Below are 13,725 nucleotides of genomic sequence, written 5' to 3'. Positions count from 1 at the left end.
TCTATTCTGTAATTTTCTGTTTTTTTATTCTTTCTTTAATCATTTTTCCAATTTGCATAATCTGGGCGTTTTCCAATGGATTTGGTGTGGTCCCAGTAGTATTTTGGTATATACTTTCTGCAAGTTCCATATATATTTTACTTATTTCTTCTTCTGGAGCATATTCTATTGCTGTCTGCCCATCAATTTCAGCTTCATTGATTATTGGTGAATTTGGAACTTTTCCAATAATGTTTGCATTTAACTGGTTTGCAAATTCACTTACAATATCAAATGCGTCCATTGAACCTCTTACATTGTAAATTATGCCTCCAAGGGTGCTTCCTCCACGTTTTACAAACTGGCTTATTCCACTGCATATATTATTTGCAGCATAGAGTGCCATGTAATCTGAAGACGTTACAACATAAATCTGGTCAGCAAGTCCCATTCTAAGTGGCATTGCAAATCCTCCGCACACAACATCACCTAATACATCGTAGAGTACTACATCAACACCAAGATCTTCAAAAACGTTCATTTTTTTGAGGAGGTCTATTACAACAATTACTCCTCTGCCTGCACACCCGTATCCGGGTTTTGGGCCGCCTGCTTCGACGCAGTAAATTCCGTTAAATCCTTCATAAATTATATCTTCTTTTTTTAGTAAATTTTCACGAATTATTGTTTCAATCCCGAGTTTATCGATTCCCTTTTCCCTCAAAACATCTAAAACCGTAGGAATATCTTCTCCACTTCTTAAATTAGATGTACAATCGTGTTTTGGGTCGCATCCAACAACGATAACTTTTTTACCACTTTTGGATAGCGCAGCTGCTAAATTACAAACAGTAGTGGACTTTCCAATGCCTCCTTTCCCGTAAAATGCAATCTGTTTCAAAATATCACCGTTTAACATGAATATGAAGGATTCTCGTAAAATTAATAAAACAATATAGTACATATAACCGGAATAACTAATATAATTTATTATTAATAAACTATTGATTGAAAAATCACGATAATGCTGTTTTTATTTAACAACCCTTATTTTTAAAAAACTGATAATTAACTGAATCTACAAATAATTCCTATTTTATTCAACAATATTTCGTTACTTGTCGGATTTAATAATTCCTCTGTAGAAATTTATATATACTTTGTCGTATCTATAATGATTAATAATGACAAATAAATTTGAGGGATGATAATGAAAACTGGAGACAAATACATAATGCTTGAAAAATATTCAGAATTACAGCAAAAAGCTTTGGATGACCCTGAAAAATTCTGGGGAGAGCAGGCAAAATGTTTAGAATGGGATAAAACATGGGATAAAGTACTGGACTGGAATCCTCCTTATGCAAAATGGTTTAAAGGCGGCAGTTTGAATGCAAGCTACAACTGTGTAGACCGGCACATAAAAGGAAACAGGAGAAACAAAGCAGCCATAATCTGTGAAAAAGAAGACGGCAGTTGCGGAATTTTAACTTATTATGAACTATACCGGGAAGTAAATAAATTTGCAAACGTTCTTGAGAATTTGGGCGTTGAAAAAGGCGATGTTGTCACAATATACATGCCGATGATGACGGAGGCAATTATTGCAATGCTCGCATGTTCGAGAATTGGGGCAATTCACAACGTTGTATTTTCCGGATTTTCATCAGATGCACTTGCTGATCGGATAAACGATTCAAAATCAAAAATATTGGTGACTACGAACCTCTTATACAGGCGTGGAAAAGAGATTGACCTTAAAAAAATCTTAGATAAAGCTTTACTGAATTGTAATTCAATAAAACACGTAGTTTATGCAAAAAGGGGAAGTGAAGACCTCAATTTAGTTTCAGGAAAAGATTATTACTGGGATGAATTGATGGGAGGTGCTAAAAGTTACGTAGAACCTGTTCCCGTAGAATCAGAGCATCCTCTATTTATTCTATACACGAGCGGTACAACAGGAAGTCCAAAAGGTGTAGTTCACTCAACAGGCGGATATCTAACTTATGCTACAAAAACCATGGATTGGACATGGGGATTAAATGAAATGGATGTATTTTGGTGTACTGCAGACATTGGATGGATTACGGGGCACACTTACGTAGTGTACGGACCATTATCGCTTGGTGCTACAATAGTACTCTATGAGGGTGCGATAGACTATCCGGAACCCGACCGATTGTGGGGCATTGTAGAAAATCACGGAGTTACAATTCTATACACTGCACCAACTGCGATAAGAATGCTGATGATGTATGGTGAAAAATGGGTAAATACTCACGATTTATCAACATTGAGGCTTTTAGGAAGCGTTGGGGAGCCGATAAATCCAAGAGCTTGGAAATGGTACTATAAAGTAATTGGAAAAGAAAAATGCCCGATCTGCGACTGCTACTGGCAAACTGAAACTGGGGGCCACATGATATACCCACCGATTGGAATCCAGTCAGTTCCATTAAAACCAGGGTCTGCAACATTCCCTGGAATTGGAATTGATGTTGATGTTGTAGACAACGAAGGAAACCCTGTTGACGCAAATGTAAAAGGAAATCTAATTATAAAACGACCATGGCCAGGAATGCTTGCAGGACTCTGGAACAACGATGAAAGATACCGTGCTGCATACTGGGATAGATTCAAAAATAAATTTTCAACATCCGACTACGCAATAAAAGACCAGGATGGATACATTTGGGTACTGGGACGATCTGACGAAGTATTGAATGTTTCAGGACATAGGATTGGAACCGCAGAACTTGAACACGAACTTGTATCAAATAAAATGGTTGCAGAGTCTGCCGTAGTTGGAAAACCAGATGATGTGAAAGGAGAAGTTCCTGTTGCATTTGTTATATTAAACGAAAAATACCGTGAACTTCCATCAAATGAAGTAAAGGCTGAACTTATCAAACATATTCGAGATACTGTCGGCCCAATTGGAACTCCTGCAATGATATTCTTTGTAAACAAACTTCCAAAAACAAGAAGTGGAAAAATAATGAGAAGAATATTGAAAAAACTCATAATGGGCGAAGAGATAGGCGATGTTACCACATTGGAAGACAACACAAGTTTAGAAGAAGTTAAAAAAGAGCTTGAAGATTTCAAGTATGATTAAATAAATTTTTTCTTTTTTTAAGTTTAATTTTTTCTGTAAACGTGAATATATCTTGTAAGGCTTTTATGAACTCTCATTTCGTAGAATTCCACTAAATTTAAATCAAGTTCCATTCTGTTTGGTGCTGCAAATACTAAATAATCATTATCTTTTAGAACATCTACAATTTTTTCAAATATTTCTAACATGTCCCCTTTTTTAGATGTGGAAATTCCATATGGTGGATCAGTTACAATTCCATCTATCTTTTCAATTTTCAGGTCTTCCAAATATTTTGAGACGTTTTTAGCATCGTTTTGCTTTATTGAAATGACTTGTTTTGATAAATCATATGTGTTTAAGTTTAGTAGTGCACCATTTACCATCTGTTCATCAATGTCACTACCAATTAATCTGCATCCTAAAAATCCGGCTTCAATTAAGAATCCTCCTGTTCCGCAGAATGGATCTAAAACAATTTCCCCTTCTTTAACTCTTGATAGATTTACAAGGCATCTTGCAAGTTTTGGCATTATGCATCCTGGATGAAAATATGCTCTTAAGTGGGGCCTGTTATTTTGGAAGTATTCAACATCTCGTTTTTCAATAACTATCCCTGTATACATTGTATCGTTTGAAATAACGACTTTAACCGTTTTTGAAGGGTTTTTTAAACTTACCTGTGCAGAAGTTTTTTTCTTTATAATTCCCCCTAGTTTTCTTTCGATTTCCATCGAATTAAATGGGCTTTCTTTTTCCATTTTTAAAACACGAACTGCAAAAGTTTCATCTCTTTCAACTGGAAAATCGAGTGTTTCAGAACTTTTAAAAAAATTTTCGAGTGTTTCATCTACATTCTGGTTAATTATTGGGGATTCTGAAAATATAACGTGTCCTTCGTTTGTGTATCCTCCCCTTTTAACCATTTTTTTTATAATTTCTTCTGAGATTGAACTTTCCAATATTACGTAATTTTTAAAGCAGTTTAAATTACCTTCAAGACTAAAAATATCGATTAAAGCATTTAATTCTGCGACGGGTAGTTTTTCGTGTTCTGCACTTAACAAAAAACCTGCTTTTGTGTTTTTTAAATTCAACATATCACCAGTAGGTTTAAATTTCAAAACATCATAGGTGTTATATTCATATATATCTTAGTGATTTTAATGAAACTTTTCATATATCATGAAAAACAGTGCGACCCAAAAAGATGTACTGCACTAAAAATGGGAAAACTCGGGTACGCAAAAATAATTACAAACCCAAACAAGGTTCCGAGGAATTCACTTTTACTAAATCCCTATTCAGAAAAAAGCGTTTCTGTTGAAGATAGGGAAATTATCGAAAAATATGGAATTTTGGGACTCGACTGTTCGTGGAAACAGGCTGAAATTGTATTTAAAAAAACAAACGCCCGAAATCAAAGAGTTTTACCGTTCTTAATTGCAGGAAATCCTGTAAATTACGGAAAACCCTGTAAACTTACTACCTTAGAAGCAATAGTGGCTACCCTCTATATAGCAAACTATAAAAATGAGGCCGTCTCTTTATTGAATGGTTTCAAATGGGGAAACACTTTTATAGATGTTAATAAAGAATTACTTGAACAGTATTGTGGAAAAACATCTGATGAAATCATTAGGATTCAGAACGAAATTTTAAATAACATGCGAAACAGGTGAAATAATGGCATTCGAAGAAGCAATCAAAAGAGTCTTCATGAAAAAGATTTGCATGAAATGTAACTCAAGAAACTCATGGAAAGCTACAAAATGTAGAAAATGTGGATACACAAATTTAAGGCCTAAAGCTAAAGAAGCTAGGGCATAATCCATTACTTTTCTTTTTTGGTTTAAATTTATATTCTATTTTGTAAAATCGCTTTTTTAACGAATTATTTTTCAAGTTTAACGAATTATTCTATTCTGATTCAAATGAATAGTAATAAATATCACACAGAATATAGGAATAAAAGTTCCTGATAGAATGAAACAGTATCTATTCAGGTAATTTGTCGGAGACTAAACTTTTAACTCGGGAAAAATTCCCAGAAGTTCTTTAAAAACTACCAATCAAACAAGTTAGTAGTTATTCAAAAACTGATAGCCTAGTTTTATATGCATTCTCATTTTACACGATTTTTCAAAAAGTTTTTCTAATGTCGATTCGACGAGGTGAATTTATCGAAATTTAGATAAAAGAGGTGATTTTATGAAAAAAGCACTTATTTTACTCGTGCTCGCCGTATTTTTAATTGGCTTTACAAAAATCGCGTACGTGGATGAAGAATCTGCTGACGGAATAAACAGCCAAAAAGCGATAATTACACTTATAATTCTTGGAACTGCGGCTGTGTTATTTTTCACAGAAGCACTTCCATTGCCTGTTACCGCAATGCTAGTTCCAGTGGCTTTGAGTTTTCCAGGGATAGATATTTTATCGAGTTCTCGGGCCTTTGCCGATTTTGGAAATAAATGGGTAGTTCTGTTTATGGCTGCATTCATACTTGGTGAAGCAGTATTTAGGACGGGTTTTGCAGATAAAATCGGGCAACTTACCGTGAAAGCAGCAGGAAAGAGCCAGTTAAAATTAATGCTTCTTGTAATGCTTGCAATCGGTACAATGTCTGCATTTTTATCAAATACTGGAACAACAGCAGCATTTATTCCTATTGTAATGGGCATATGTGTTTCTGCAAGTTTAAAACCTGGAAAATTGTTAATTCCTATGGCTTATGCTGCATCGCTTGGTGGAACGTTAACTTTAATTGGAACTCCTCCAAACGGGCTTGTAAACGATGCACTTGAAAAATCAGGGATTGCTCCATTTGGATTTTTCGAGTTTGCAAAAATTGGAATTCTTATATTTATCGTAGGGATTCTTTACTATGGAACAATTGGGCATAAATTACTGCCTGAATCTAAGGCAAAAGCAAAAGATTTTGTGTCAGATACTTTGAAATACCGAACTAACAAGATGTGGATTGCAACACTCGTGTTTACATTTGTTGTATTAATGACAGCAACTGGAACTATCCCGCTTGTAACTGCATTCATGCTTGGTGCGTGTATGGTTGTAATGACTGGATGTATCACGATGCAGGAAGCTTTTAACAGTATTTCGTGGACAACAATCTTTTTGTTTGCAGGAATGCTTCCACTTGGAAGTGCAATGGCGGCAACTGGTGCAGCTACAATGATTGCAAACACGGTTATTACGTATGTTCACAGCCCATTGGCACTTTTAGCCGCAGCATACGTACTGACTGCATTAATTACGGAAGTAATGTCAAACACTGCAACAGCGGCCTTGGTAATGCCTCTTGGAATTGCTCTTGCAGATGCTTTTGACGTTAGTGCAAAACCGATATTGATGGCAATTGCAGTTGCAGCATCTTCATGTTTCCTAACTCCAATTGCAACGCCTCCAAACATGATCATACTTGGTCCCGGAGGTTATTCATTTAAAGATTACGCAAAATCAGGATGGCCACTTGAAATACTTTGTGCAGTAGTTGCAATTGCAGTTATTCCAAGGATATGGCCATTTTAATTCTATTTTTTTTATTGATTTTATTGATAATACTAATTTTAAAAAATATGATTTTTAGTATGATTTTTTTTTAATTCGTAATAATTATATACTATAACTATGAATTATTATTGTGGTTGCAACCATTAAGCCATCAAATAGCCACATTATGTACAAACATGACGTTACCCAAATATCTCTACTTATCTCTCTTAGTCACCACTCCAAACTAATTGGGAAAATTTTCTATTTTAAAAATTTTTTAAAAAAGTTAAATCAAAAAAGGTTTAGATTAATACGCTTAGCGCATAAACCAATAGGATTATCGCTGCAAAAAGCAATATTAATTTTATTGTTGTAAATACCATTTTAAACATGATTTTTAAAATTAAAAAGACAACAATTGCGGCAATAATTGCAGTTATTATCCAGCTAAATCCAAACATATTCCCACCTTAAAAAAGTTTTAAGTTATTTTATGATTTTTTCTGCAATGTTTTTAAACACTTCGTCGCTTATTTCAGTACCGTCTTCTCTCGTTTCTTTAGTTTTCTTTACAATTTCCCATAATTCGTCTCTTGAAGCTTCAAGTCCGAGTTCCTGTAGTCTGTGTGCGACAGCCCTACAACCGGAATGTTTTCCAAGGATAATTTTTCTTTTCTGACCGATTTTTTCAGGCAAAAATGGTTCATACGTCAAAGGATTTTCTAAAACGGCATCGACGTGTATTCCGCTTTCATGGTAGAATACCATTTCTCCAACAAGCGGTTTATTTTCAGGGATTTTGATTTTTGAATAGTTTTCAACGAGTTTAGATATTTCAGTTAGTATTTCAGTATTTAATCCCATATCGTGGTCGTAAAGTACTTTCAATGCCATTGCAATTTCTTCAATTGCAGCATTTCCTGCTCGTTCACCTATGCCATTAACCGTGGTAGATACAGCTTTTGCACCACCGATTAAACCGTATATTGAGTTTATAACTGCAAATCCAAAGTCATTGTGGCAGTGTACTCCAATATGTGCTTTTTTCAGGTGTTTGCTTAATTCAGAACATATGTGGTACATTGCCTGAGGTGTCGCACAGCCGAGCGTATCTGCAATATGGACCCTATCAGCGCCGTGTTCTTCTGCATTTGTATGAATTCTAATTATATCTTCAAGGGGGGTTCTTGTTGCATCTTCTGCAGAGAATGCTACAAAAAGACCGTGGTCTTTTGCATATTCAACAGCTTTCATTCCCATTTCTTCGACTTCATCAAGATTCTTATGTAATTTATATTTCAAATGCATTGGAGAAGTTGCAATAAATGTAATTATCCCGTCAACGTCACATTCGATGGCTTTATCAATATCTTCTTTTAAAACTCTTGATAATGCTAATACTTGCGCATTTAATCCTTCACCAGTAATTGATTTGATGGCTTTTCTTTCGTTTTCAGAAACAATTGGAAAACCTGCTTCAATCTGTTTAATTTTAAGTTCATCCAGTTTCTTAGCAATTTCAAGTTTTTGGTCTCCCGTAAAACAAACCCCCGGGGTCTGTTCACCATCTCTCAATGTTGTATCATACAAATAACAGTCTTTTAAATCTAATTTTGGGTTGTACGGAGATACAGCTTTCCAGTCCATACTCATTCCTCCATCTATATTATAAATAAACAAATTTCATATAATTTTACTAATTTGAATTAACTTCAAGTATGTATATATTTTCGCCCTGTTTAACGCTTTTTAAAATTTCTGCGTTTTTAACTACTTTCCCAACGATATTTGTACCTTCAAATGTTTCTCCTGTTGGCCCGTATTTATCATGTGATGAGGTCCTAACGCCCATATATCCTTTATATCTTTTAGCCATGTTCGTAACAGCAATTATTTCAGAATCAACAGGTCCTTTAGGTGTATTTTCAGGTAATAATCCTTTTGAATAATCCCAATTTCTTTCAAACATTGATATATCGTCGTGTTTGAAATATATTTTTAACGTCCCTATTCTTTTTGTTGTAAGGCCGGTAGTTTTTCTAAAGTACCATGCAGTAGTTGGAGCTTCTTTATCAAATATTTCAACATATAATAATTTTTCAGGTTCTATTCCTTTTGTAGTAACTTCTTTCGATTTTAATATGTCCATGGTATATTCAGGCACCTGTTCAACGATTATTGCATCGTCATCTGTATTTCCTTCCATTTTAAATGTGATTCCATGTTTTTCAAACAGAATTTTTGCATCTTTTTGAGTTTTTCCAATTAAATTTAATCTTTCAGGACTCGTTTTTACAGTAATTTTTCCCGAATTTGAAAAATCAACGATTTCAATTCCGTCAGTTACTTTACCAACCACCGTATGGGATAGGGAAGATGCTCTGTTTTCTTGATATATGTAGACTTTCCCAACACCGTTTCCGACATTTCTAACCGTGATTGTTCCCCTATCTCGGTTTTCAGGATTTTCTTCATCAATTAATAATGTTTGAAGCCTGCAATCTGCAACGTATGTATTTGTATGTTCTGAAATTTCCAACGTACCGTTTTCAAGTATTGCAAGGGCATGTTCTGTACTTTTTGAAGGTCCATTAAGCTCTGCTTTACAGTATGTGTATATTTTCCAGTCGTCCTGAATTTCTTTATCTAAATCAGTAGTTACTTCATAATCGATGTTTTCTTTTGATTCTCGCATCTTTTCAATGGATATAATCTGGTCATCGGCAGTTAAGGCTTTTAAAACTCTTTTTCCACCAATTAAAATGCCTATTTTTGGATTTTCAAGACCATATAATTCCGTTACATCTCTTTGAACAAATATTAAATTTCCTTCACTCGTATCAAGCCCTGAAACGCTTAAAACAACATCCCACTTTTTAAAATTCTGTTTTAAACTACTTACTGGGAGATTTATCTCGATAGATCCAAAAGATACATCAGAAATACTTTTCCATATCGGGGATTTTTTTTCAAAAGATTTGTAGTTTTTATTCCAGAAATCAACACTTTCGTTTTCTTCAGTTATTCCAACTACAAAAGAACCCTTGGTCGTTTTTATCATGTATTTTTTGGTTTCTTCCTTAATTACTGTGGCAGTTCCCTTTACAATTACAATATTTGACCCAGGGATATAATATTCGTCTTTTATTACATCTTTTAACGTTTTTCCAGATTTTGGTTTATCATTTACTAATACATTCATATAACCAGCCCCTTTGGGTTCATAACTAGATCTCAGATGTGTTGGCAAAATTTTTCCGAAAATATATTTATACTTAAATAACAATAGTATGTTGCTAACTGTACATTATATATATGATATTTTAAATAACTTAGCGGACAGATTAATTTATTGATTATCTTAATGATTTTACTGTTTTAATTGAAACTTTAACTCATGGTATCAAATTATACGCATACATATCAAGGAGAGAGATTATGACCGAAAATACTGAAGTAAAAATATCATCCAAAGCTAAAAAGATATTAAGGTCCCAATCGCACGAAATCGAACCTGTAGTTTGGGTTGGAAAGGAAGGGATCGAAAAAACCATAGAAGAAATTAAAAGGCAGATAAAAGATAAAAGCCTTATAAAAATTAAAGTGCGAAAAAGTGCACTTGAAAATGGCGATAAAGCAGAAATGGCCGAAAAAATATCTAAAGAAACTGGTGCAGAAGTTATCAGCGTAGTTGGAAATGTTATTACTATTTTTAAGCCAAAAGAAGGCTGGAAAAAGTATTCCACAAAGAAAACAAAGAAAGAAAAGTATGTTGAAGAATTTGAAGAAATGCGGTCTAAAAAAGCACTCCTTAAGAGATAATACGTTATTTTAATAACGGATGATATTTTAACCTTTTTTTCATTTTTTACTCATTTTTATATTACTGGGAATCAGGGAAAGTAATATATATGGGGTGCAATTATTATAATAAGATTGCTCGGTCTTAAGGATTTTTAAATATTATTTTTAATGAATCCGTTAATTGTCCAGATTATCCGAATATGAGTTACAAAAGGATGAACTGAACGTTATTATTAGAGGTGTTTACATGGTAACCGTTTACGATGTACCAGCAAACGATTTAATCGCAAAATTAGCTGAAAAATTGAAAGAAATGGGCGTAGAAGAGCCTGAATGGACAAACTTCGTTAAAACAGGAGCTCACAAAGAGAGAAGACCTGATGACGGAGATTGGTGGTACGTAAGATGTGCTGCAATATTAAGAAAAGTATACATCAACGGCCCTGTTGGTGTTGAAAGATTAAGAAGCGTTTACGGTGGAAGGAAGAACCGAGGGTGCGCTCCTGAAAAATTCGTTAAAGGTAGTGGAAACATTATCAGGACAGCTTTCCAAGCTTTAGAAGCTAAAGAATTACTTACTAAAGCTGAAAAAGGTGGAAGAATCATTGCACCAAAAGGCCAATCTTTAGTAGACAACACTGCAAAAGAAGTAGCTGATTCAGTAGCACAATAAGTAATTTTATTGATGAGGGGGTTTGATGAACCCAGAAGAAATAAGGCAAAGAAGATTGCAGGAAATGCAAGCAAAAGCTCAAGCCCAAGGGGCAGCAAATGACCCTGAAGCACAGAGACAGATGCAAGAGCAGCAAATGCAGTACGAAATGCAAAAACAAAAAATTCTCAGGCAGATTCTTTCCGAAGAAGCAAGGTCGAGATTAGCAAGGATCAAACTTGCAAAACCTCAATTTGCAGAACAGGTTGAAATGCAATTAATACAACTCGCACAGGCCGGAAAACTTCCAGTTCCGCTTACTGACGAGTATTTTAAAGGCCTTCTCGATAAAATATACGAGATGAACAGACCTGCAAAGAAAGAAATCACTATAATGAGAAAATAAATGATTCACATGGCTAAAGCTCACGTTTTATTCAGCGGTGGAAAAGATAGTTCCCTTTCTGCCATAATTTTGCATAATCTGGGCTATGACATTCAGTTAGTAACCGTTAATTTCGGAGTTTTGGATTCATACCGTCATGCAGAAGAAACTGCCAAAATAATTGGCTATCCTCATAAAGTCGAATCAATGGACAGGGAATTAATTGAAAAATCTGTTGACATGATCTTAAAGGATGGATATCCTGGAAACGGGATTCAGTTTGTACACAAGCAAGTTCTCGAAATAATTTCCGAGAAATACGATGTAATTGCAGATGGTACGAGAAGAGACGACCGCGTTCCAAGACTTGATCACTCTGAGATCCAGAGTCTTGAAATGAGGAAAAATATTCAGTACGTGACTCCTTTAATGGGATTTGGTCACAAAACTTTAAGAAATCTAGTTAACAATTATTTCATAATTTCTGAAAAAGAAAGTGAAGAACTTTTGAAATCAGACTATGAAACCGAAATAAGGGAGTTAATTCGGCAAAGAGGAATCGATCCGCTTGAATACTTCCCAAAACACATTCAATCAAGAGTTATTGGTTTAAAAAGATAAGTTCAGAGGTGAAAAGATGGCAGGCAACAAACCTTTGGGTAAAAAAATTAGACTTGCAAAAGCTTTAAAACAAAACAGAAGAGTTCCTATGTTTGCTATTGCAAGAACAAAAGGAAGCGTTAAACAGCACCCAAAAATGAGACACTGGAGAAGAAAAAACCTTAAAAAATAATTAAAATATCTTCTTTTTTTAATCAAGTTCAAAATTAAAATTTAAAAATTCAAAAAAATTAAAAAAGTAATTTAATTCACGTTTCTTAAGTCTTTTACACGTTTTGCTTTACCTTCAAACCTTTCAAGGGTTCTAGGTTGTACTATATTTATTTTAGAGCTTAATCCAAGCACAGTTTTTAATTTATGGTCTACTTTTTTACTAATCTGTTCAAGGCAGCTGAATTTTTCGAGGAATTTTCCATCTGCAAGTTCTATATTAATCGTCATCTGGTCTAGGTGTCCGTTTTTGGTAACGATTATTTCATAATGCGGTCCGATTTCTTCAATTCCTTCCAAAACACTTTCAATTTGTGTTGGGAATACGTTTACTCCTCGAATAATTAACATATCGTCGCTTCTTCCCCTTATTTTTAGCATTCTCGCGGTAGTTCTTCCGCATTTACATTTTTCGTAAGTGAGGCTTGTCATATCTTTTGTTCGATATCTAAGAACTGGCAGTGCTTCTTTTGTAAGTGTGGTAATTACAAGTTCTCCAATTTCTCCTTCAGGGAGTACTTCGCCGGTTTTTGGATCGATTATTTCTGCAATGAAGTGGTCTTCAGAAATATGCATTCCGCACTGGTATTCACAATCTCCAGAAACTCCTGGACCCATTAATTCACTCATACCGTAGTTTTGGGTTGCAAGTATGCCCCATTTTGATTCAATTTCTGCTCTTGCAGATTCAGAGCATGCTTCTCCACCAAAAAGACCTATTCTTACTTTCAAGTCTTTTTTAGGGTCAATTCCCATTTTTTCTGCAACTTCTGCAATATAAAGCGCATAGGATGGAGTACATATTAAAACGGTTGTTTCAAAATCTTTCATGAGCATAATCTGCTTTTCCGTGTTTCCGCTTGACATTGGAATGACAGATGCCCCAACATTTTCAAGACCATAATGTAACCCGAATCCACCGGTAAAAAGTCCGTAACCAAATGCGATTTGAGCTGTATCTTCATCAGTTACACCTGCAGCCGTTACAACTCTAGAAATCAGTTCTGCCCAAGTTCTGATATCTTTTTTTGTGTAGCCTACAACGGTTGGCTTTCCAGTAGTTCCTGATGAAGCATGAATTCTCACAACTTCTTTTTTAGGAACTGCAAACATTCCAAATGGATAATTTGCCCTAAAATCGTCTTTTACAGTGAAAGGAATTTTTTTAAGGTCATCTAACGTGTTTATATCTTCAGGTTTTAATCCGATGCTGTCAAATTTTTCCTTATACAGGGATACATTTTCATAAGCTCTTTTTACCGATTCTTTTAATCTTTCAAGCTGTATTTTTTCAATTTCTTTTCTGTCCCATGTTTCTTCTTTAGACCATATCAATTTACTCTCCTCCACCGTTTTTTATTCCATTTAGCCGTAAGTCATTAAGTCTGTGAAATTAAACGTTGATTAAACATTTAAATTTAAAAATAATTCTTCATATAAGATTCTTAATATAAAATC

Annotated in this window: 15 protein-coding genes; 9 read left to right on the top strand and 6 right to left on the bottom strand. The window is 34.6% G+C overall.

Annotation, left to right across the window (positions count from 1 at the left end; genetic code table 11):
* Position 1: 1 nt before the first annotated feature.
* Positions 2 to 880 (bottom strand): nitrogenase iron protein, encoded by an 879-nt coding sequence (gene nifH, locus MMJJ_RS04650; RefSeq protein WP_104837886.1) that lies wholly within the window; start codon positions 878 to 880, stop codon positions 2 to 4.
* A gap of 309 nt (positions 881 to 1,189) precedes the next feature.
* Here nifH and acs point away from each other — a divergent pair, with 309 nt between their 5' ends.
* On the top strand, positions 1,190 to 3,100 hold the full coding sequence (acs, locus tag MMJJ_RS04645; protein WP_104837885.1) for an acetate--CoA ligase: 1,911 nt from the start codon (positions 1,190 to 1,192) through the stop codon (positions 3,098 to 3,100).
* A 23-nt stretch (positions 3,101 to 3,123) separates the two neighbouring features.
* Here the strand turns inward: acs and MMJJ_RS04640 are convergent, their stop codons facing one another.
* On the bottom strand, positions 3,124 to 4,176 hold the full coding sequence (locus tag MMJJ_RS04640; RefSeq protein ID WP_104837884.1) for a TIGR01177 family methyltransferase: 1,053 nt from the start codon (positions 4,174 to 4,176) through the stop codon (positions 3,124 to 3,126).
* 69 nt (positions 4,177 to 4,245) lie between these two features.
* Here MMJJ_RS04640 and MMJJ_RS04635 point away from each other — a divergent pair, with 69 nt between their 5' ends.
* From MMJJ_RS04635 to MMJJ_RS04625, 3 genes are all read left to right on the top strand, one after another.
* Complete coding sequence (locus MMJJ_RS04635) at positions 4,246 to 4,761, top strand: DUF367 family protein (RefSeq protein ID WP_104837883.1); 516 nt, start codon at positions 4,246 to 4,248, stop codon at positions 4,759 to 4,761.
* A gap of 4 nt (positions 4,762 to 4,765) precedes the next feature.
* Positions 4,766 to 4,909, top strand: a complete 144-nt coding sequence (locus MMJJ_RS04630; protein ID WP_011170095.1) for a 50S ribosomal protein L40e — start codon at positions 4,766 to 4,768, stop codon at positions 4,907 to 4,909.
* A gap of 381 nt (positions 4,910 to 5,290) precedes the next feature.
* Positions 5,291 to 6,631 (top strand): SLC13 family permease, encoded by a 1,341-nt coding sequence (locus MMJJ_RS04625; RefSeq protein ID WP_104837882.1) that lies wholly within the window; start codon positions 5,291 to 5,293, stop codon positions 6,629 to 6,631.
* A 266-nt stretch (positions 6,632 to 6,897) separates the two neighbouring features.
* On the opposite strand, the gene MMJJ_RS09305 is transcribed toward MMJJ_RS04625, so the two are convergent.
* From MMJJ_RS09305 to mmp3, 3 genes are read right to left on the bottom strand one after another with little or no spacing between them, the layout of a single operon-like run.
* Positions 6,898 to 7,056, bottom strand: a complete 159-nt coding sequence (locus MMJJ_RS09305; protein ID WP_013998612.1) for a hypothetical protein — start codon at positions 7,054 to 7,056, stop codon at positions 6,898 to 6,900.
* Between the two features lie 25 nt (positions 7,057 to 7,081).
* A complete protein-coding gene (locus tag MMJJ_RS04620) occupies positions 7,082 to 8,242 on the bottom strand; it encodes a homocitrate synthase family protein (protein WP_104837881.1) in 1,161 nt (386 codons plus the stop codon).
* Positions 8,243 to 8,291: 49 nt separating this feature from the next.
* Positions 8,292 to 9,797, bottom strand: coding sequence for a methyl-coenzyme M reductase-associated protein Mmp3 (gene mmp3, locus MMJJ_RS04615; protein WP_104837880.1), 1,506 nt, complete (start codon positions 9,795 to 9,797; stop codon positions 8,292 to 8,294).
* 236 nt (positions 9,798 to 10,033) lie between these two features.
* On the opposite strand from mmp3, the gene yhbY reads away from it, so the two are divergent.
* The 5 genes from yhbY (at position 10,034) to MMJJ_RS04590 (ending at position 12,229) form a co-directional block, all read left to right on the top strand.
* Positions 10,034 to 10,417, top strand: coding sequence for a ribosome assembly RNA-binding protein YhbY (gene yhbY / locus MMJJ_RS04610; RefSeq protein ID WP_011170099.1), 384 nt, complete (start codon positions 10,034 to 10,036; stop codon positions 10,415 to 10,417).
* 229 nt (positions 10,418 to 10,646) lie between these two features.
* Positions 10,647 to 11,072, top strand: a complete 426-nt coding sequence (locus tag MMJJ_RS04605) for a 30S ribosomal protein S19e (RefSeq protein ID WP_011170100.1) — start codon at positions 10,647 to 10,649, stop codon at positions 11,070 to 11,072.
* 25 nt (positions 11,073 to 11,097) lie between these two features.
* Entirely contained in the window at positions 11,098 to 11,457 is a 360-nt protein-coding gene (locus tag MMJJ_RS04600; RefSeq protein ID WP_011170101.1) for a DNA-binding protein, read from the top strand.
* Complete coding sequence (locus MMJJ_RS04595) at positions 11,458 to 12,057, top strand: DUF7411 family protein (protein WP_011170102.1); 600 nt, start codon at positions 11,458 to 11,460, stop codon at positions 12,055 to 12,057.
* Between the two features lie 16 nt (positions 12,058 to 12,073).
* Positions 12,074 to 12,229 carry a 50S ribosomal protein L39e gene (locus MMJJ_RS04590; protein WP_011170103.1) on the top strand — a complete coding sequence of 52 codons (156 nt, stop codon included), beginning with the start codon at positions 12,074 to 12,076 and terminating at the stop codon, positions 12,227 to 12,229.
* Between the two features lie 71 nt (positions 12,230 to 12,300).
* On the opposite strand, the gene MMJJ_RS04585 is transcribed toward MMJJ_RS04590, so the two are convergent.
* The gene (locus tag MMJJ_RS04585; RefSeq protein ID WP_104837879.1) at positions 12,301 to 13,602 is read right to left on the bottom strand and encodes a phenylacetate--CoA ligase family protein; all 1,302 of its coding nucleotides are present in this window, start codon (positions 13,600 to 13,602) and stop codon (positions 12,301 to 12,303) included.
* Between the last annotated feature and the right edge of the window lie 123 nt (positions 13,603 to 13,725).

This window comes from Methanococcus maripaludis, from assembly GCF_002945325.1.
GTDB classification, from domain to species: domain Archaea; phylum AGJL01; class Methanococci; order Methanococcales; family Methanococcaceae; genus Methanococcus; species Methanococcus maripaludis.
The sequence above is the reverse complement of the archived record's forward strand: the minus strand, read 5'-3'. Positions and strand labels throughout refer to the sequence as shown.

Coding starts and splice junctions, on each gene's coding strand:
- MMJJ_RS04595 (WP_011170102.1), top strand. CDS start 11,458: ATGATTCACATGGCTAAAGCTCACGTTTTATTCAGCGGTGGAAAAGAT.
- MMJJ_RS04625 (WP_104837882.1), top strand. CDS start 5,291: ATGAAAAAAGCACTTATTTTACTCGTGCTCGCCGTATTTTTAATTGGC.
- MMJJ_RS09305 (WP_013998612.1), bottom strand. CDS start 7,056: ATGTTTGGATTTAGCTGGATAATAACTGCAATTATTGCCGCAATTGTT.
- MMJJ_RS04630 (WP_011170095.1), top strand. CDS start 4,766: ATGGCATTCGAAGAAGCAATCAAAAGAGTCTTCATGAAAAAGATTTGC.
- MMJJ_RS04620 (WP_104837881.1), bottom strand. CDS start 8,242: ATGGACTGGAAAGCTGTATCTCCGTACAACCCAAAATTAGATTTAAAA.
- yhbY (WP_011170099.1), top strand. CDS start 10,034: ATGACCGAAAATACTGAAGTAAAAATATCATCCAAAGCTAAAAAGATA.
- MMJJ_RS04600 (WP_011170101.1), top strand. CDS start 11,098: ATGAACCCAGAAGAAATAAGGCAAAGAAGATTGCAGGAAATGCAAGCA.
- MMJJ_RS04605 (WP_011170100.1), top strand. CDS start 10,647: ATGGTAACCGTTTACGATGTACCAGCAAACGATTTAATCGCAAAATTA.
- MMJJ_RS04590 (WP_011170103.1), top strand. CDS start 12,074: ATGGCAGGCAACAAACCTTTGGGTAAAAAAATTAGACTTGCAAAAGCT.
- mmp3 (WP_104837880.1), bottom strand. CDS start 9,797: ATGAATGTATTAGTAAATGATAAACCAAAATCTGGAAAAACGTTAAAA.
- MMJJ_RS04635 (WP_104837883.1), top strand. CDS start 4,246: ATGAAACTTTTCATATATCATGAAAAACAGTGCGACCCAAAAAGATGT.
- acs (WP_104837885.1), top strand. CDS start 1,190: ATGAAAACTGGAGACAAATACATAATGCTTGAAAAATATTCAGAATTA.